The organism is Pseudomonas sp. ML2-2023-6 (assembly GCF_037055265.1).
GTDB classification, from domain to species: Bacteria; Pseudomonadota; Gammaproteobacteria; order Pseudomonadales; family Pseudomonadaceae; genus Aquipseudomonas; species Aquipseudomonas kulmbachensis.
Map to the genome: position 1 here is coordinate 3,797,190 of NZ_CP146347.1, position 19,270 is coordinate 3,816,459.

Here is a 19,270-nt window from a genome sequence, read left to right on the forward strand (position 1 = left end):
TGATTATTAAGCAGAGACTTTGGCGCTTGCGGCCAGTTCAGCCTTGGCAATTTCCTGGTTGCGCAAAATAAAGCGCTGCAGCTTGCCGCTCGGCGTTTTCGGCAGCTCGCTGACAAATTCGATTTCACGGGGATAGGCATGCGCGGCCAGACGCTGGCGTACATGCAGGCGCAGGGTTTCAGCCAGTTGCGCATCGCCCAGGTACTGCGGGTTCAAAACCACGAAGGCTTTGACCAGCTCGGTGCGCTCGGGGTCCGGCTTGCCGACCACGGCGGCTTCGACCACGGCCGGGTGCTCGATCAGGGCGCTTTCCACATCGAACGGCCCGACGCGATAACCGGAGGTGGTGATCACGTCATCACTACGCCCGACGAAGCTGATGCTGCCGTCCGGGTTCAGCTCCACGGTGTCGCCGCTCAGGTAATAATTGCCGACGAACGCCTTGGTCTTGAAGCCTTCGTAGCCACCAAACCAGCACATTGGCGATTGGCTGCGATCAACTGCCAGAATCCCCGGTTGGCCGACGGGCAATTCCTGATAGTTATCATCGAGCACCACGATCCGATGCCCCGGCGAGGCGAAACCTGCGGCGCCCATATGCACCGGGTGATCGAGCCCGTGGTGGTTGCACAGCACCATGCCGACTTCGGTCTGGCCGTAGTGGTCATGGATGGTGACGTCGAGTTCTTCGGCAAACCAGCGAATCACTTCAGGGTTGAGCGGCTCACCGGCGCTGCTCACCACCCGCAACTGGCCCTTGATCTTGCTGGAGAACGCGTCCCCGGCAGCGATCAGCATCCGATACGCAGTGGGCGATCCGGTGAGGTTGGTGATGCCGTACTTCTTGATCACCCGACAGGTGCTTTCGACCGTGAACGGGCCATCGTACAAAGTGATCGGGTGGCCCATGGACAACGGCCCGGTGATCCCGAAGTAGATACCGTAGGCCCAGCCCGGATCAGCCAGGTTCCAGAACGAATCCTCAGGGCGCAGCCCCACCGCATCGCGGGTGTAGCTCTGGAACGCGACAATCGCCTTGAGCGGCACCAGCAGCGGCTTGGCCGGGCCGGTGGTGCCCGAGGTGAACATCAGCAAAAACGGGTCTTCACCGGTGAGCATCACCGGCTCGCAGGTAGCCGGATAGTTATCCAGCTCCGCCCAAAAGCTGAAGTCGCCGCGCACCAGGCCCTGCCCTTTGGCCCCTGCCACCGTGACAATCGCAGGGCAATCATTGACCTCGTTGAGTTTGGCCCGGTTTACCGCATCCGTAACCACCAGCGCAGCGCCGGAACCATTGAGCCGGTGCTCGATGGCCTTGGGGCCAAATGCGGTGAAAAGCGGCTGGTAGATGGCGCCAATCCGCCAGGTTGCGAAGGCAACGATCAGCAACTCGACGTTACGCGGCAGCAAGCCTGCAACTTTATCGCCACGCTTTACGCCCTGGGCCAACAGAAAATTGGCAAAGCGCGCGGCCTGATCCTGTAACTGCGTGAAGGTATACGTTGCGCTGCTGGCATCGCGACCCTCCCAGAACAACGCAATACGACCCGGCAAGGCATGCCGATCACAGCACTCGACACAGGCATTGATGGCCGCCAAATGGCCGTCCAGTGCGCCCGTCACGGTACGTTGGTAGTCAAAATCATTCATCGCAGTCAGATAGTCGCGCATCAGCAGAATCCCTCGGTCTTTATTTTTAGGATGGGAACCGTGAAAAATCCTGCTGATAATCGCCTTGCGAAGGCTCTGCAACAATGGTCAAACCGCTCAAGCTGGGTGACTGCTTTGGCCAATGCCGGACCACACGCGGTAGCTGCTACGAAACCGTGTTGCCCGCCTGTTCGCGCAGATACTCAAGCACTGCCGCCTGATCACCGGCAAAGGCAATGCGCGAGCCTTTTTTCTCGCGCTGGAAGGCGTACATCGGGTCGTAATATTCGCGCAGCAAAGCCTCGATCCAGACCCGGTGCAGGTCCACCGCACCACAGCTTTCCTGCTCTTGCAGGGCGGCTTCCATGACGGCCTGCAAACGCTGATGGCGTTCGCCGCCCAGACGTCGCTGAATATTCGCCAGGCTTTCCAGCAAACGCTGGGCAAACAGGGTGAAGCCGTGTTCGCCATTTTTGACAGTGAATTCAGCGCTCAAATCCACGACGTAGTCGCGCAAAATACGCTCGACACGGCTTTGCAGGCTGTCTTCCAGCCAGACCATCGGCGCGTCTTGCATGCGTTGATACAGCGCCAGTGGCAAGGCGCAGCTGCCGACCGTGCGGCTTTCGTCTTCGACCACAAAACCTTCGTGACCTTTGGCGCGCTTTTTCAGCACGTCGATCGCCAGACGGTTTTCAAAGTCGATATTCGACGGTTGTCCGGTCGCCCGCTTGCCGAAACTTGAGCCACGATGATTGGCATGGCCTTCAAGGTCCAGGCCATTGTTCAGTTGCACCAGCACATCGGTTTTTCCGGTGCCGGTCATGCCACCGAGTACCGTCATGGCGCATTGCGCAACGGCATCATCAACGGTCTGGATCAGAAAGGTACGCAGCGCCTTGTAGCCGCCGGTGACACGCGGGTAATCGATCCCGGCATCCTGTTTGAGCCACTGCTGGACGATTTGCGAGCGCATGCCACCGCGAAAGCAGTACAGGCAGCCATCGGGGTTGGCCCGGGCAAAATCGGCCCATGCCTGCAGGCGTTCGGCTTTAGTCTGGCCCGACACCAGTTGATGCCCCAGCACCACAGCAGCCTGCTGGCCTTGCTGCTTGTAGCAGGTACCGACACGTTCGCGCTCGTGGTCGGTCATCAACGGCAGGTTGACTACACCGGGGAACGCCCCCTTATGAAATTCAATCGGCGCACGGGTGTCCATCATCGGCCGATCATTGAGAAACAGCTCGCGGAAGTCGGTTACGTCATAAGCCATCATGACACCTCAACCGCGTACGTCTGTCGCTCAACCAACTGGCCGATCGGCTCCAGTGCCAGGCCATGCTCGCTGGCCATTTGCAGGAACGCCTGGTTGCCCTCCGGACTGACGGCAACCAACAGGCCGCCGCTGGTTTGCGGGTCGCATAGCACACGCTTGTGCAATTCCTGAAGCGGCGAAAGCTTGCTGGCGTAACTGTCAAAGTTGCGCAACGTGCCGCCAGGTACACAGCCCTGTTCCAGGTAGTACTCAACCGAGGCCAGAAGCGGCACTTTGGCGTACTGGATCTGCGCAGTCAGGTGGCTGCCGTCGGCCATTTCCACCAAATGCCCGAGTAGGCCAAAACCGGTGACGTCAGTCATCGCCTTGACCCCATCAAGCTTGGCAAACTGGCTGCCGATCTTGTTCAGCGTGCACATCCAGTCCCGTGCCAGACCTACGTCTTCAGCGCGCAACTTGCCCTTCTTCTCGGCCGTAGTGAGGATGCCGATACCCAAGGGTTTGGTCAGGTACAGCAGGCACCCGGCGGTCGCCGTGTCGTTGCGCTTCATGTGGCGCTTGTTGACCACACCGGTCACGGCCAGGCCGAAAATCGGCTCTGGGGTGTCGATCGAATGCCCGCCCGCCAGCGGGATACCAGCGTCATCGCACACGGCACGACCACCGCGAATCACTTCACGGGCCACTTCGGGTGGCAGCAAATGCACCGGCCAACCCAGAATCGCAATCGCCATCAACGGGTCGCCGCCCATGGCATAGATATCGCTGATGGCATTGGTGGCCGCAATCCGGCCGAAATCGTAGGGATCATCGACAATCGGCATGAAGAAGTCGGTGGTCGAGACCACTCCGCGTTCGTCATCCAGCGCATAAACCGCCGCATCGTCGCGTGACGCATTGCCTACCCAAAGTTTGGGATCGAGGTTTTGCGCGCCACTGCCGGCGAGAATCACTTCCAGTACCTGAGGCGAAATCTTGCACCCGCACCCCGCGCCGTGGCTGTACTGGGTCAGGCGAATCGGCTCGCTCATGGAGGCACCTCTAGTCAATGTCAAAGCGCCTGATACTAGCAGAGCGGCGCCTTGCACCGCAGGTCTTCTGTAGCCGCTGCCGAAGGCTGCGACAAGGGCCGCAGGACCTTCGCCTTTGATGGAAGCGCCCTGGGGCCGCTGCGCAACCCATCGCAGCCTGCGGCAGTGGCTACAGGTTTTGTGAACATAGAGGGATGACCGGCATGCTGAAAATCGACCTGCCAGTCACATATGTAGTGCTTAAAAATAATCACTACATATGTATTGACGACAGGTTTTTCCCCCAGCATTATGCAGACGTCTTCCCCACCGGAAGCACTGGAAAGGGTTGTTGCATGCATGCTCGACGAGCTGTCGGGCTGTTCCGGGATAGGTACTGCCCACAAGGCAGAATTGATGAAGCTGACCTGGCTTGATCGTCCGCGTCAAAGACGACAGAGGCTAGCGAAAGGTCCTCAAGAAGCTTGTGGCTGATGCGTCATGTCACCCTGGCATCCTGGTTCACGCTGCTCTCCCTCGCTTTACGCTCTATATGTAGCGCTTTGTTTTACGACTACATATGACGAACTCAAGGCAGATCTGCTTTAGATGGACACTACGTAGCGCTGCAGGTGCAGTTGCGCGAATCAATTAGACAGATCAACGAGTAGTCACGGAGTTAGCCATGAACCTGAATAACCAACCGACTGTTAACGAGCTGGCTCGACTGTTCGCCGCTCAGAAAGACACGCTGAACGACCACATCCTGTGGATCAGCGACGCCGGTGATGTGCGTATCGACGCAGTGACATCGTGCAAGGAAGAAACCAGATTCGAGGAGGAACGCCCACAAATGCGAGCCCACCTCAAAATGTACCGCCGTGGCCAAGGCTACGTGGGCAAGAAGGCCGCCGCCGATAGCGACTACATGGCGCGTGTCCTGCAAACCTTGACCCTGACCTGGGAAAAGGCTCAAACCGAGCCGGCACTGGTCAAAGTTAACAGCTACAGCTGATAACCCCGCCGTACAAAAAAGCCCCGGATAATCTCCGGGGCTTTTTTTGGGCTGCTATACCGCCTGTTCCAGCTCAGGCACCGCCTCGAACAAGTCCGCTACCAGACCGTAATCCGCTACCTGGAAGATCGGTGCTTCTTCGTCCTTGTTGATCGCAACGATCACTTTGGAGTCTTTCATACCGGCCAGATGCTGGATCGCGCCGGAAATACCAACGGCGATGTACAGCTGTGGAGCAACGATTTTGCCGGTCTGACCGACCTGCATGTCGTTGGGTACAAAGCCTGCGTCCACTGCAGCACGAGAAGCCCCGACACCTGCGCCCAGCTTGTCGGCCAGTGAATACAGGTACTTGAAGTTGTCACCATTCTGCATCCCGCGACCGCCGGAGACGACGATTTTGGCTGCGGTCAGCTCAGGACGGTCCGACTTGGCCAGCTCTTCGCTGACAAACGACGAAGTGCCTGCATCGTGAACCGCTGCAAGTGCTTCAACCGCTGCCGAACCACCTTGTGCGGCAACCGGATCGAAACCGGTGGCACGCACGGTAATCACTTTGACCGGTGCAGTGGACTGCACGGTGGCAATGGCGTTACCGGCGTAGATCGGACGGGTGAAGGTGTCAGCGCTGATGACCGAGATGATCTCGGAGATCTGGTCAACGTCCAACTGCGCAGCAACGCGCGGCAGGATGTTTTTGCCGTTGGAGGTGGCAGCAGCCAGGATATGGCTGTAGCCAGCAGCAAGCTCAGCTACCAGCGGGGCAACGTTCTCAGGCAACTGATGCGCGTAAGCCGCGTTGTCAGCCACCAGGATTTTAGCCACGCCAGCAATGTTAGCAGCAGCTTCAGCTACAGCACCAATGCCCTGGCCTGCGACCAGAACGTTGATATCGCCACCGATTTTAGCGGCAGCGGCTACGGTGTTCAGCGTGGCCGGAGCCAGCGTTTTGCCGTCGTGCTCTGCGATTACCAAGATAGTCATTGTCAGATTACCTTCGCTTCGTTTTTCAGTTTCTCGACCAGTTCAGCCACCGACTTGACCTTGATGCCCGCGCTGCGTGCAGCAGGCGCTTCGACTTTCAAGGTTTTGTTGGTCGACGCAGTGGAAACGCCCAACGCTTCTGGCGTCAGCACTTCAAGCGGCTTCTTCTTGGCTTTCATGATGTTTGGCAGGGACGCATAACGCGGCTCGTTCAAACGCAGATCCGTGGTGATGATCGCTGGCAAGCTCAGCGAAACAGTTTGCGCGCCACCGTCAACTTCACGGGTCACGACAACCTTGTCGCCCGCCACTTCAACTTTGGAGGCGAAAGTGCCCTGACCGTAACCGGTCAGCGCAGCCAGCATCTGGCCGGTCTGGTTGTTGTCGCTGTCGATGGCCTGTTTGCCCAGGATCACCAGCTGAGGCTGTTCCTTGTCGACCACTGCCTTGAGCAGCTTGGCCACGGCGAGCGAGGTCAGGTCTTCGGCGGACTCGACGAGAATGGCGCGATCTGCACCCAGTGCCAGCGCGGTACGCAGCTGTTCCTGAGCAGTGGTCGGGCCGATGCAGACGACGACGATTTCAGTCGCAACACCCCCTTCTTTTATAGAAAGCTCTTTCAGGCGTACGGCTTCTTCCACAGCGATTTCGCAGAAGGGGTTCATCGACATCTTGACGTTGGCGAGGTCAACACCGGAGTTGTCCGCCTTGACGCGTACTTTAACGTTGTAGTCGACCACGCGTTTGATACAGGCCAGCACCTTCATGGTTTTTTCCCTCTATGGCTGCAGGGGCAGCGCCGACAGCAAACAGCACCGCACACCTGTGTTGATTGGAAAGCCCTTAAACCGTCGCCGGTTCAACGGGCAAAATCAGTTGATCCGGCACCGCTTGCCCCGAGTTACGCGCCACGAAGTAATACACCAGCGCTGGCAGCGTCAGGCCGATAATCCACGAGATATCAGTCCCGCCCAGCGGCTCGACCAAAGGCCCGGTATAGAAGCTGGTGGCAATAAACGGCAGCTGAATTACCACCCCAAAGGCGTAGACCAGAATACCCCGCAGATTCCAGCGCCCGTATCGGCCATTCGGGTTAGACAGTGCCGGTACGTCATAGCGCTCTTTGCTGATCAAGTAGAAATCAACCAGATTGATCGCACTCCAAGGGGTGAAAAAAGCCAACAAAAACAGGATGAATGCAGAGAAGTCCTTGAGGAACGAATGCTGCCCCAGCAACGCCAACGCGGTAGCAAAGCCCACCATGAGCAGGATGTAAAACAGGCGCAAAGCTTTGGAAATTTCATGGTTGCCACGAAAGCCACTGACAATGGTCGCCAGTGACATGAAGCTGCCGTAAGCATTGAGTGTGGTGATGGTCACCTTGCCGAATACCACACAAAAATACAGCAACGCCGCCATTGCCCCGCTCGCTCCCATGCCAACGATGTACGACACCTCATGCCCGGCAAACTTGCTGCCCGCCAACGCGGCCACAAATACCCCGAAGACCATCGAAATCTGCGAACCGACGACCGACCCCAGACCCACCGCCAGAAAGGTTTTCAGCGACGAGGTATTGGATGGCAAGTAACGCGAGTAGTCCGCCACATATGGCCCAAAGGCGATCTGCCAGGACGCCGACAAGGAAATGGCCAGCAAAAAACTACTCAATGAAAAGTGTTTGTTGCTCAGCAACAAACCAATGTCGTTTTGTGAAATCAAGGTGTAGAACAGGTAGAAAAACGCCAGCACCCCGACCACACTCGCCACGCGGCCGATCATGTGAATAGTGCGATAGCCCAGAATGGTCAGCAGCACGATCAGCGCGGCAAAAATCAGTATGCCCCACGAATCACTCACCCCGATCAGTTGCCCCACCGCCTGCCCAGCCAGCACTGAACCGCTGGCCGAAAAGCCCACGTACATCAGGCACACCAGCACAATCGGGATCACTGCGCCGTAGACTCCGAATTGCACTCGGCTGGAGATCATCTGCGGCAAGCCCAGTTTCGGCCCCTGCGCCGCGTGCAACGCCATGATGGTTCCGCCCAGTACTTGCCCGATCAGCAGACCGATCAGCGACCAGAACACATCGCCGCCCAGCACCACGGCCAGGGCCCCGGTGACAATTGCAGTGACTTGCAGGTTGGCCCCGAACCATAAGGTGAACTGGCTGAACAGGCGCCCATGGCGCTCTGATTCAGGGATGTAATCAATAGAACGCTGTTCTACCAGCGTAGCCCGCGGCGAATCTTGGTTGAGCGTGGACATAAGCAGTTCCTTCAGGCTGGCACCACAGGTGCGCCGTGTTGTTTTGGGAAAGACTTTTCCAATCCTTGACCGGACTTCAGTGCATCCATGCAACAACGGGCAGGCCCCAACCTGCACCTGCCACAGGTTGATTACCTGGTAGCGTCGAGCAAGGCGCGGGAGATGATGATCTTCTGCACCTCGGAGGTGCCTTCAAAAATCCGCAAAATCCGTGCATCACGCACATAGCGCTCCAGCGGTAAATCCCGGCTGTAACCATAACCACCGTGCAGTTGCAGCGCGGCATCAGTAATAAACCCGGCGCATTCGGCGGCCACCAATTTGGCGGTGGCCGAGTCCAGGCTGAAACGTTCGCCGCTATCACGCCGGGCGGCGGCTTTCATGGTCAGCATGCGCGCACTTTCAAGCTGAGCGTACATGTCTGCCAGTCGCCATTGCGTACCTTGATACGCCGCCAGAGGCTTGGGCCCGATCTGACGCTCACGCACCCAGCTCAGGCTGGCTTGCAGAGCCGCATTGGCAATCCCGAGCGACATGGCTGCCACCTCCACCCGTCCGCGATCCAGCACCGCCATTGCCGTGTTGAACCCCTGGCCCTCAACACCGAGCAATGCCGACTCCGGCAACCAGCAGTCCAGCGCCAGCTCATAGATGGTACTGCCACGCAGGCCCATGGTTTTTTCCGGACTGGAGAAGCTGATGCCCGCCGTGCCCCTGGGCACCATAAAGGCACTGATGCCCTTGTGCCCGGCGTCTGCGTCAGTCTTCACGTACAGCACAATAAAGTCGGCTTCCTTGGCGTTGGTAATGTAGTGCTTGCTGCCGCGTATGCGCCAACCGCCCTCTTCACGTGCTGCGCGACTGCGCATATCGGCCGGGTTCGAGCCCGCCGCCGGTTCAGTCAGGGCAAAGGCACCGAGTAACTCGCCGCTGGCTGCACGTGGCAACCATTCCTGTTTTTGTTGCTCGGTGCCGCCGAGCAGGATCGAGTCCGTGGCCAAAAAGTGTGCGGTCATTGCCGATGCGGTGGAGGCACAGGCCCCCGCCACCGCTTCCACTACACGACTCATCGCCAAGCTACCGATGCCCAGGCCGCCGTATTCTTCTGGCAGGTTGATGCCCATGCAGCCCAAATCGCCCAGGGCCCGGATGCTCGCCAGACAAAAGCTTTCGGTTTCGTCGTAGTGCTGGGCCAGTGGTTGAATCACTTCGCGGGCCACTTGCTCGGCGCTGTCGACCACGGCCAACTCTTCTGCAGTCATTTCGAAGTTCATGCGTGTGCTCCTGCTTTACTCAAGCCAAATACGGCGTTGTCTGCCCCCAAACGTGGGGCAATAGTGGTTGCGTGGGGTTTAAGGCCATTGAAGAACACCGGTTGCGGCACCAGCGGCAATACCGCGCCCGCAGGCTGAAACTGCAACTGGCGCACACGGGCGTGCTCACTGCTCGCAGCTTGTGCCAGATCCCACACGGGCGATGACGGAACACCTGCATCGAGCAGGCCGTCGCACAAATGTTCAACACTGTGCTGCGCCGTCCAGGCTTCAATGGTGGCGCGCAGGGCCGGTTCATTCAGGGTGCGCTGGGTGTCATTGATAAAGCGCGCATCGGTCGCCAGTTCCGGCTGGCCCATGCACTGGCACAAGCGCTCAAACAAGCGATTACTTGCCACCGCAATGACCACCTGACCGTCTGCCGCGCAGTAGGTATCAAAGGGGGTCGAGACCGGATGCCGATTACCCACCAACCCCGGCGCCACACCGTTGGCGTAAAGGTTGGACAGACCGGTCATTTGCAGACTGAACAGCACATCAAACATGGCCACATCGATGTACTGCGCGCCCGGTGCATGCCGCTCACGGGCAAACAGCGCCGAGCTGATGGCCCAGGCCGCATAAACCCCCGCACACAAATCGCCAATGGCCTCACCGCTGCGGGTCGGGCCGGTGGCAGCGAATCCGGTGACACTCATCAGGCCGGACATGGCCTGCGCCACGATGTCGTATGCCGGGCGCTTGGACAGCGGACCTTCCTGGCCAAAACCGGAAATGCTGGCGTAGATCAGACGCGGGTTGTACTGCTTGAGGCTGTCGAAATCTATGCCCAAACGCTGAGTGACGCCGGGGCGAAAATTCTCGACCACAACATCAGCATCGGCCACCAACTCGTAGAAACGCTGGCGATCCGCTGGGTTTTTGAAATCAATTTCAACGCTGCGCTTACCGCGGTTAATAAGGCCGAAGTAGACACTTTCACCGTCCAGAAACGGCCCCAAGTGACGGGCATCATCACCCTCCTCGGGCACTTCGAACTTGATCACATCGGCCCCCAAATCAGCGAGCATCGCAGTGCAATGCGGCCCGGCCAGTACGCGACTGATATCCAGCACCCGTACACCTTGCAGTTGTTGCGTAAACGGACTGTTGTTCATGCCACCCCCTCAAATGCTCAAGCAGCGCAAACTAGTGCGCACTTATACCAACCTGTATGTACAAGTGAATGCAAGTGAAGGGCCAACACGCCAAAGGCATCGCGCAGGAAGGCTAAAATTAGTGAAAAATATTATTTAAAATCAGATAGTTAAAAAACTAATGTTTTTCACAAAAAGAATTTTACGCACGGAAAAATTGCAAAAATGTGCCGCAACTTTGTGCATCAACAGGTAGGAAGGTAACAAAAACGCACCAAAAGTAACGCGAGTAACACACCGCTACCCGCTACAAACCACCACTCAGTTCCCGCATTGACCCTGCAGGCGATAGCGCGAACCCGGATACACCAGCCGGGCACAACCCACCAGGCCTTGAGCGGCCCAGGTGCGGCGACGAATCAGCAGGCATGGCTCATTTCGCTTGACGTTCAGCAAGCGGCATTCCGCAGATTTGGCATGAATCGCTTCCACCACATGTTCACCGCCGGTCAGTGGCGCCAGGTTCATCAGGTAGGCATAGGCGGTGGTACGGGTGAAGTCCTGCTGCAAGTATTCCGGGGCAATCTCGGCATTCACATAGCGCTCTTCGATTTGCACCGGCACATTGTTTTCGTAATGCACCATCACCGAGTGGAAGAAGCGTTTGACCCCATCCAGGGCAAACGGCAGCACAGGTGTAACCTTGGCCGGGACCTCTTCCAGCACCATTACCTCACAGCGATGCACGTGGCCGCGGTCGGCGATTTCCTGGGCAATATTGTGGATCTCGAACAACGCCGCATTGCCTTTGGGCACCGCCACAAAAGTTCCCACCCCCTGCATGCGTACCAGCAGCCCTTCGATAGTCAACTCACGCAATGCGCGATTGATGGTCATGCGGCTCACGCCCAGCAGGGTGAGCAGCTCGCTCTCGGAAGGCAGCTTGGAATTGGGCAACCAGGCGCCCGAACGGATTTTTTGCGCGATGGCCTGTTTGACGCGCGCGTACAGCGGCGCAGGACTCTCAATGGAAAATGACTCAAGGGATGAATTGTCATCGACTGACTTGGACACAACGACTCCTGTTCGTAGGGTTGGGCATGCTGGTGCGCCGGGCCAGTTTACGCCCAGCGTGGGCGAAGAAAAACGGGCGTTTAGCGCGGCATGTAATCGCGCTGCCAGCGACGCGGAATTCTCAGCGACAGCAGCCCCAGAGCTGCGGCAAAACCGGCGCTGAAAAGCATGGCCTTGAGCCCGAACTGCGCCTCCAGCACCGCGCCCAGTACCGCGCCCAGCAACATCCCGGTCCAGGGCACCAACTGCACTCGCCAGCCGCTGCGCCGCTCGCCCAGCATCCATCGCCCCAGGCCCCGACCAAAACGCGATAACGCCCCGGTCACATACGTCAAACCCACCGGCAAGCCATTAACCTGCTCCACCGCCGCATTGAGCATGCCCATCGCCACAATCGCCGCCAGCAACGCGGGTACTTGTGTCGCCAGCGGCAGCAACGCGGCGGTACACAACAAGCCGGCAATCACCAGCATCAACGGCAATGCCCGCCGCCCACTCCAGCGCCCCAACAATACTCCCAGGGCATTGCCGAGAATAAACGCCAGCACCGCAAGCAGCAGGCGTACCACCATGCTCACGTCACCCTCACCGACCGCCACGGCCAGACGCGTAGTATTGCCACTCATAAACGAGATGAAATTGCCGGTGGCCAGAAAGCCAATGGCGTCAGTCATGCCAGCCAGAACCGACAAGCTCGCGACCATTGCCAAACCCACCCGGCCGCGCCAGGCACGAACACGCAGGTGCACGGGATTGGTCGGTTTTCTGAATGGCGCTGGGAGCATTTCGGGAGCCTCTGTCGAGATACCGGACTAAAGAGCGAACGATTTTGTCATATAAAAAAGCCACCATAGCACTCGACCTGTAGGACTATTAGCTATCTAGCGCAGGTAAAATCGAACCAATTTTGAAACCGGTATCTAATGAACGCTTTGTTCAGGAATGAAAAAGCTTAGATAGTGCAGCACTAACAAGGAGAAACACACGGGCTGATACGCTCGATGTGCCAGGCCAATCAGCCTCAATAGATGTAATCAGAAGAACCCCATGACCCAGTCTGTTTGGATTAAACCTCGACTCAAGCCCTACGTACTGGCGGCTATCCCGCTGTTATTGGTCGCTGGCGCCATTACTCTGGCCATACATGCGGATGACGTCTTTGCCCAGCCGGTAGACGGTGTGCAGACCCTGGTGTTTATGCGCCATGCCGAAAAACCGGCCGACGGCCTTGGCCAGCTCACCTGTCAGGGGCTTAACCGCGCGATTGATCTGGCTACCCTGCTGCCGCAACGCTATGGCAAGGCCGACTACGTGTTTGCCGCCAACCCCTCACGCCAGGTTGAAGAGGGCGCCGATGATGACGCCTACAGCTACGTACGGCCACTGATGACCATCAACCCCAGCGCCATCAAGCTGGGCTTGCCAATCAATCTGGAGTACTCGGCCAATGACACTCGTGCCCTGGCCAATGAGTTGACCGACGACCAGTATCACAACTCGACCATCTACACCGCCTGGTCCCACGGCTACCTGCCAGAGCTGATCAATGACGTCGCCAGCAACGCGCTGGGCAAGAAAACCTCATTGATTGAAGACTGGCCCGGCAGTGACTTTGACTCACTGTATGTGCTGACCCTGACCTGGAAAGACGGCAAGGCCACACTGCTCAACCGCACTGAAAAGCAGCTTCTGGACAATGGCTCCAGGACCTGCCCGAGCTGATCGGCCAACGCTCTGCCCCGGTATAAACATTGTCCGCGCCAGAACATGCCTATACCATCACCACGATTTTTTGTAGCCCCTATAGCCCCTGACGAGGCACGGGGCCTCAGCCCATCGCAGCCTCGTGCCTCATCAGCGGCAGAGATACTTCAAGCGTGGGAGCGAGCCTGCTCGCGAAGATCATTCGCGAGCAGGCTCGCTCCCACTGGGGCTTGACCTGGAACAGAGTAGCTACAGGTACATTCCTCGCCAGCAAAGACGTCAGGCACAAAATCGAAAAAACGCTGTCAGATCCAGCAACTGCTTCGCAGCGCTGGCGGCAGAACGAAGCCCGGCGCGACTATTTTCTTACTTGCCAACAGCTCAAGGTACACGCATGAAGATCAACGTTATCGGTTTACCCCTGCTTTTGGTGGCCTTGCTGGGATTGGCTGGCTGCGCGACCCCGAGCGTTGTGACCCTGCAAAACGGCACGCAGTACCTGACCAAAGACCTGCCAAACACCACCAACAAGGACGGCTTCTATGAGTTCGTGGACATTGCAGGCAAACACATCAAGATCAGGGCTGATGATGTCTCCACCATCAAGTCGGACTGACAACAGCATCAGGCTGTAAGCGGCAACCTTGAAACTTGCCGCTGCCCTTACCCGTTCAGCGCATCCAGCAGCCGGTAGTAGCTGATACCCGCCGCCACGTACAAGCGCTGCAAGCTGTGAAAGGGAATTCGGCGAATCGGCGTCACCGGAAACGGGAAGTCATCGCTGGCGCCTGAGATCCGCGCCGCAAGGTGCTTGCCCAAGGTGCTCGACATCGCAATACCGCGCCCGTTGTAGCCCATCAGGATTGATAGCCCCGGTTGCGGCTCATGTAATTGCGGCAGCATGCTATGGTTGAGCGCCACACGACCGCTCCAGCGGTATTCAATCGCGACCCCCGCCAATTGTGGAAACACGCTGACCAGCGAGCGCTCCAGATGCCCCCAATCTTCAGCCCGACGCGGCTCGGCGAAGGGCCCTCGCCCGCCCAGCAACACGCGGCCCTGAGCATCCTGCTTGAAATACAACAACAAGCGCCGGGCATCCGAACACACTTCCCCACCGGGCAAAATGGTTTTGCGCAACTCTGGTGAAAGTGGCCGGGTCGCGATCATGAAACTGTTGGCCGCCAGCACGGTTTGGCGCAGCCCGGGCCACAAGCCATCGGTATAGCCATTGGTCGCCAGCACCACGCGCTCGGCGGTGACAGTGTGCCCCTGGGCGGTGGTCAATTGCCATTGCGGGCCAATTCGGCGCAGGTCTGTCACCCGGCTGTCGCTGTGAATCATCACCCCACGGCCCAGTGCCGATCTGGCCAAGCCCCGGGCATAGTTCAGCGGATGCAGACTGCCAGCTCGCGGATCAACCCACCCGCCCACGTAATTTTGCGTGCCGATACGCTGGCAAACAGCATCGCTGTCCAGCAACTCGGCTGCGATGCCGCGCTGCTGCCACTGTCGGGCACGGTGCTCCAGGGTCTTCATCGTGGCACAGGAAAAAGCCGGCTGGATCCAGCCCTTGCGCGTGGCATCGCAAGCAATGCCGTACTCGCGAATCAAGGAAAACACTTCGTCCGCTGCCCCGCCGCACGCTTCGATGATCTTCTCACCGCGCACCGCACCGAAGCGCTCAATCAACTGATCCGGATCGTATTTTAGCCCCGGAATCACCTGCCCGCCGTTGCGCCCCGAAGCCCCCCAGCCTGGCTCTCCCGCGTCCAGCACACACACACTGACACCCGACTCCGCCAGGCGCAGCGCAGTCACCAGCCCGGTGTAGCCGGCACCGACAATCGCCACATCGACGCGCTTGTTTTCTGCCAGGGGCCGGGTCAGCGCTCCAGGACGAGAGGTCGCGGACCATAGCGAAGGCGGCAGTTTCAGTTTTGACGTTGGCTTCATGTACGCCTCCGCAGCGCAAAACGGCCTTCCAGACGACGCAAGCCATAGGACAGCGGCAAGCTCATCGACAGATAGAGCAACGCAACCAGGGTGTAGACCGTCATGTTTTCAAACGTCGAAGACGCGATCAGTTGCCCTTGGCGAGTCATCTCGGCCACGGTGATGGTCGATACCAGTGACGAGTCCTTGAGCATCATCACCAGCGTGTTGCCATAGGGTGGCAAGGCAATGCGAAACGCCTGGGGCAATACGATCCTGCGCATGATCAGCAGGCCGCGCATGCCAAAAGACTCGGCAGCTTCGATCTGGCCAATGTCGATGGCTTGAATTCCGGCCCGGAAGTTCTCGGCCTGATAAGCCGAATAGGCTATCCCCAAGCCGACCACCCCAGCCTGCATGGCGCTGAGCTGGATACCGAAGTCGGGTAATACAAAATAGATATAAAACAGCTGCACGATGATCGGCAGTCCGCGAATCACATTGACCACGCCAATGGCGAACAAGGCGACGGCACGAATTTTGGAAACCATCATCAGTGCGAACAGCAGGCCAATCACTGAACTGAGCAGGAACGACCCCGCCGTGACCTGAACCGTGACCACAGCGCCTTTGAGCAGAATCGGAAGAAAGTCCAACGCATCCTGGAGAAACATAAACTACCTGCGCACCGCTACAAAAAGTGGCCCACCGCATCGCGGGGGCCACAGGATCATCAGTTCAGCTTCCACTTCTCGATGATGCGTTGCAGCGAGCCGTCCGCCTTGATCGCAGCAATGCCCTTGTTGACCTGCGCCAGTTTCTCGGCGTCGCCCTGACGCATGACCAGGCATACGTCGCCCATCACCACCGGCACATAACTGCTCGACAGTTTCACGTCCGGGTTTTTGCCCTGGGCCAACTGGTAGGCGATGATCGGGCGATCACCGAATGCGGCCTTGATACGACCCAGTTTCAGGTCGCGCATCATGTCTGGAATGGAGTCGTAGCTACGGACTTCCTTGAAGCCGCCGTGCTTGTTCAGCGCATCAAGGAACACCGTGCCCACTTGCGCACCGACCACTTCACCGGCCAGGTCAGCCATGGTCTTGTATTCTTTCTGATCATCAGCCTGAACCATCAGGCCTTCGCCGTAGCTGAAGATAGGATCGGAATACTGCACAACCTTCTCACGCTCGGGGGTCTTGAGCATGGCGGCGGAAATCAGGTCAATCTTGTTGGTAGTCAGCGAAGGGATCAGTGCGGCAAACGTGGTTTGCTGGATTTCGGTACCAAACCCACCGGCTTTGCCGACAGCTTCAGCTGCGTCGACCATCATGCCCTGGATTTTACCGCTCTTGATATCGAGGAAGGTGAACGGGATGCCCGTCGCCGTTGCTCCGACTTTGTACACAGGCTCTGCAACAGCTGCGGCTGATCCAATCAGCCCGGCAGCCATGGCGCAAACAAGCGTCAGTACTTGAAAAGGTTTTTGCATAGCGAATCTCCCTGTGGTCGCTTTTGGTTGTTCCTATGCGGCACTCAACAACCCTTGCACCCTCTGGTACAAAATGCCGCCATCGACTATAACCAATTTACTTAAATCGTAAAGAGATTTATAAGTATCGGATATCGATACTTATATGCCCGAAAAATGCATAGGATGCGCCATGAGCGATAACAACAACCCTCTTTTCAACCAGTCACTGGAAAAGGGCCTGGCCGTTCTTCGCGGCTTTGGAGCAGCGCGGCGCACCATGACCCTGGCGGATATCGCGCTGGCGGCGGGCATCAGCAAAAGCTCGGCCCAGCGCATGGTGCATACCCTTGAGGAGCTCGGCTATGTGCGCAAACATCCGCAAAGCCGACGCTTTCAGTTAACGCCCAAGGTCATGGAGATCGGCTACAACTACCTGACGGCCGACATCCTGGTCGATGTCGCCAACCCCTACCTGGCCGAGCTCAACCAGATCACCGGAGAGACGGTTAACCTGACAGAACCGGACGGTCTGGACATGGTGTTTGTCTCGCGTTTTGTCGCGCCAAAATTTATCCCGATCCATATGCCCATCGGCAGCCGCATCCCCATGTACTGCTCCGGGGGCGGTCGTGCGTACCTGAGTGGCCTGACCGACGACGAGGTTCACAGCGTGCTGCAAGCCAGTGAACTGGTTGAACTGACCCGCTACACCCTGACCGATGCCTCGGCCATTTTTGAGCGCGTGCAAATCAGCCGCAAACAGGGCTATGCCACCAACAAGGAAGAAATGTTCCTCGGCGACATGACCATTGCTGCGCCGATATTCAACAGCCACGGCCTGCCGGTTGCCGCCGTACACGTAGTAGTGCCCAGCAGTCGTTGGGTCATGCAAGACGCCGAAGACAAAGTTGCCTCGACCGTTATCCAATGCGCCCGTGGAATCAGCAATTCGATCAGGACCTTGTAACCCCGATCTTGTCGATACTCTGCTCCAGGCTCGCTCCCACGCTTGAAGTATCTGTAGCCGCTGACGAGTAGAACGAGACTGCGTCCGGTTGCGCAGCGACCGTAAACCCTGAACCCTGGTTTTGCTGTCTCATCGCGAACGCAGCCTCGCGGAGCTCGTCGGCGGCTACAGGATTTATGGTCCGGGGACAGGTATCATGCGGCGCTATTTCCCTGCGTTTGGTAACTCTTTATGTCCAGTATTTCCCCAGCCAAGCCCACTAGAGGCTGGTCATTCTGGTGCAAGCCCCTGCTGTTTTTGCTGATTGCCGGTATTGGTCTGTACTACGTCAAGTGGTCGCCCTACTACCTCAAGGCTTTTGTCGCCGCCGACAACCACAGCATCGGTGCCTCGATCCTCAACGATAATCAGGGCGAACCCATCGCCGCCGCACTGGCCTATGCCCAGGTGTACTTTCTGGCAATCTGGAAAGCCGCCGTGCTGGCGGTCATTCTAGGCTCGCTGATTCAGGTACTGATCCCCCGTGACTGGCTGCTGCGCCTGTTCGGTAAGGCCGGGCTGGGCTCGACCCTGCGTGGTGGCCTGTTCGCCTTGCCGGGCATGATGTGTACCTGCTGCGCGGCGCCTGTAGCCGCTGGCATGCGTCGGCAAAAAGTCTCGGTAGGCGCAGCACTGGCCTTCTGGATCGCCAACCCGGTACTCAACCCTGCAACCCTGGTGTTTATGGGCTTTGTACTGGGCTGGGGCTTTAGTGTTCTGCGCCTGGTCGCCGGGATCGTGCTGGTGGTTGGTGTGTCACTGATTGCACAACGCATCTCGCGCCCCGAAAGTATCCCCGACGCGGCACTGGACGCAGTGTCCGAGGCCAGCCAGATTGACCAGCAGAACTTCTTCAGCCGCTGGGGCCAGACCTTGTGGCAATTGTTCTGGAATACCATTCCGGTGTATCTGCTGGCAGTGCTGTTGCTGGGCGCAGCACGCGTATGGCTGTTCCCCCATGTGGACGGCGCCATGAGCGATAACCTGATGTGGCTGGTCCCTCTGGCCATTATCGGCACGCTGTTTGTGATCCCCACGGCGGCGGAAATTCCGATTGTGCAGACCATGATGGCTCTAGGCATGGGCACAGCGCCAGCCGTGGCGCTACTGATGACCTTGCCGAGCGTCAGCCTGCCGTCACTGCTAATGCTACGCAAAGACTTCGACACCCGGGTTCTGGTCAGCGTGGCTCTGATGACCATGCTGGTCGGTGTACTCAGCGGTCTGGTCGGAATGTGGTTGCTTTAAAACCGCCAACAACACCCTGCGCCTGTGGAGCGGGCGGGCTCGCGAAACTTCTGACCATCACCGTAAAGCCCGTGCTAGAGCGGTCAATTAAGGTTCAGTTAAGTTTCGGGGGCTAACGTGACCAGCGAGTCACAAATGACTCGCATTAGCTATTCCCCTGCTCCACCACAGAGGATGAACGATGGATAACAAGGTGACACAGCTCCCGAC

The 19,270-nt window shown here is 58.1% G+C and carries 18 protein-coding genes; 5 read left to right on the forward strand and 13 right to left on the reverse strand.

Annotated features, from left to right (window positions below):
* Positions 1 to 6: 6 nt before the first annotated feature.
* The 3 genes from V6L79_RS17435 to selD form a co-directional block, all read right to left on the reverse strand.
* Positions 7 to 1,671, reverse strand: coding sequence for an AMP-binding protein (locus V6L79_RS17435; protein WP_261738584.1), 1,665 nt, complete (start codon positions 1,669 to 1,671; stop codon positions 7 to 9).
* Positions 1,672 to 1,816: 145 nt separating this feature from the next.
* A complete protein-coding gene (mnmH, locus tag V6L79_RS17440; protein ID WP_321836517.1) occupies positions 1,817 to 2,923 on the reverse strand; it encodes a tRNA 2-selenouridine(34) synthase MnmH in 1,107 nt (368 codons plus the stop codon).
* Positions 2,923 to 3,957: a selenide, water dikinase SelD gene (selD, locus tag V6L79_RS17445; RefSeq protein WP_321833567.1), complete on the reverse strand. Its 1,035-nt coding sequence runs from the start codon at positions 3,955 to 3,957 to the stop codon at positions 2,923 to 2,925. Before selD ends, mnmH begins: the two co-directional genes overlap by 1 nt.
* Positions 3,958 to 4,621: 664 nt before the next feature.
* On the opposite strand from selD, the gene V6L79_RS17450 reads away from it, so the two are divergent.
* Positions 4,622 to 4,951: a hypothetical protein gene (locus V6L79_RS17450; RefSeq protein ID WP_261738587.1), complete on the forward strand. Its 330-nt coding sequence runs from the start codon at positions 4,622 to 4,624 to the stop codon at positions 4,949 to 4,951.
* Between the two features lie 54 nt (positions 4,952 to 5,005).
* On the opposite strand, the gene V6L79_RS17455 is transcribed toward V6L79_RS17450, so the two are convergent.
* From V6L79_RS17455 to V6L79_RS17485, 7 genes are all read right to left on the reverse strand, one after another.
* Positions 5,006 to 5,935 carry an electron transfer flavoprotein subunit alpha/FixB family protein gene (locus V6L79_RS17455; RefSeq protein ID WP_261738588.1) on the reverse strand — a complete coding sequence of 310 codons (930 nt, stop codon included), beginning with the start codon at positions 5,933 to 5,935 and terminating at the stop codon, positions 5,006 to 5,008.
* A 2-nt stretch (positions 5,936 to 5,937) separates the two neighbouring features.
* Positions 5,938 to 6,702 (reverse strand): electron transfer flavoprotein subunit beta/FixA family protein, encoded by a 765-nt coding sequence (locus V6L79_RS17460; protein ID WP_321833569.1) that lies wholly within the window; start codon positions 6,700 to 6,702, stop codon positions 5,938 to 5,940.
* A 76-nt stretch (positions 6,703 to 6,778) separates the two neighbouring features.
* A complete protein-coding gene (locus tag V6L79_RS17465; protein ID WP_261738590.1) occupies positions 6,779 to 8,206 on the reverse strand; it encodes a cytosine permease in 1,428 nt (475 codons plus the stop codon).
* A 131-nt stretch (positions 8,207 to 8,337) separates the two neighbouring features.
* Complete coding sequence (locus V6L79_RS17470; protein ID WP_261738591.1) at positions 8,338 to 9,480, reverse strand: acyl-CoA dehydrogenase family protein; 1,143 nt, start codon at positions 9,478 to 9,480, stop codon at positions 8,338 to 8,340.
* Entirely contained in the window at positions 9,477 to 10,637 is a 1,161-nt protein-coding gene (locus V6L79_RS17475) for a CaiB/BaiF CoA-transferase family protein (RefSeq protein ID WP_261738592.1), read from the reverse strand. Before V6L79_RS17475 ends, V6L79_RS17470 begins: the two co-directional genes overlap by 4 nt.
* A 300-nt stretch (positions 10,638 to 10,937) precedes the next feature.
* Positions 10,938 to 11,690: a histidine utilization repressor gene (gene hutC, locus V6L79_RS17480; protein ID WP_261738593.1), complete on the reverse strand. Its 753-nt coding sequence runs from the start codon at positions 11,688 to 11,690 to the stop codon at positions 10,938 to 10,940.
* Positions 11,691 to 11,770: 80 nt separating this feature from the next.
* Positions 11,771 to 12,475, reverse strand: a complete 705-nt coding sequence (locus V6L79_RS17485) for a YoaK family protein (RefSeq protein WP_261738594.1) — start codon at positions 12,473 to 12,475, stop codon at positions 11,771 to 11,773.
* Between the two features lie 262 nt (positions 12,476 to 12,737).
* On the opposite strand from V6L79_RS17485, the gene V6L79_RS17490 reads away from it, so the two are divergent.
* Both V6L79_RS17490 and V6L79_RS17495 read left to right on the forward strand, forming a co-directional pair.
* Positions 12,738 to 13,412: a histidine phosphatase family protein gene (locus V6L79_RS17490; RefSeq protein WP_338579262.1), complete on the forward strand. Its 675-nt coding sequence runs from the start codon at positions 12,738 to 12,740 to the stop codon at positions 13,410 to 13,412.
* 376 nt (positions 13,413 to 13,788) lie between these two features.
* The gene (locus V6L79_RS17495) at positions 13,789 to 14,010 is read left to right on the forward strand and encodes a YgdI/YgdR family lipoprotein (RefSeq protein ID WP_261738596.1); all 222 of its coding nucleotides are present in this window, start codon (positions 13,789 to 13,791) and stop codon (positions 14,008 to 14,010) included.
* 47 nt (positions 14,011 to 14,057) lie between these two features.
* Here V6L79_RS17495 and V6L79_RS17500 read toward each other — a convergent pair whose 3' ends face one another.
* Genes V6L79_RS17500 through V6L79_RS17510 form a run of 3 tightly spaced genes read right to left on the reverse strand, consistent with a single transcriptional unit; the run spans position 14,058 to position 16,824 of the window.
* Positions 14,058 to 15,350, reverse strand: a complete 1,293-nt coding sequence (locus V6L79_RS17500; protein ID WP_321833575.1) for an FAD-binding oxidoreductase — start codon at positions 15,348 to 15,350, stop codon at positions 14,058 to 14,060.
* Positions 15,347 to 16,003, reverse strand: coding sequence for an amino acid ABC transporter permease (locus V6L79_RS17505; protein ID WP_261738598.1), 657 nt, complete (start codon positions 16,001 to 16,003; stop codon positions 15,347 to 15,349). The genes V6L79_RS17500 and V6L79_RS17505 overlap by 4 nt, the downstream gene beginning before the upstream one ends.
* 59 nt (positions 16,004 to 16,062) lie before the next feature.
* Positions 16,063 to 16,824, reverse strand: coding sequence for an ABC transporter substrate-binding protein (locus V6L79_RS17510; RefSeq protein ID WP_261738599.1), 762 nt, complete (start codon positions 16,822 to 16,824; stop codon positions 16,063 to 16,065).
* Between the two features lie 172 nt (positions 16,825 to 16,996).
* On the opposite strand from V6L79_RS17510, the gene V6L79_RS17515 reads away from it, so the two are divergent.
* On the forward strand, positions 16,997 to 17,773 hold the full coding sequence (locus V6L79_RS17515) for an IclR family transcriptional regulator (RefSeq protein ID WP_261738600.1): 777 nt from the start codon (positions 16,997 to 16,999) through the stop codon (positions 17,771 to 17,773).
* Between the two features lie 231 nt (positions 17,774 to 18,004).
* Positions 18,005 to 19,060 carry a permease gene (locus tag V6L79_RS17520; RefSeq protein WP_321833577.1) on the forward strand — a complete coding sequence of 352 codons (1,056 nt, stop codon included), beginning with the start codon at positions 18,005 to 18,007 and terminating at the stop codon, positions 19,058 to 19,060.
* The last annotated feature ends 210 nt before the right edge of the window (positions 19,061 to 19,270 follow it).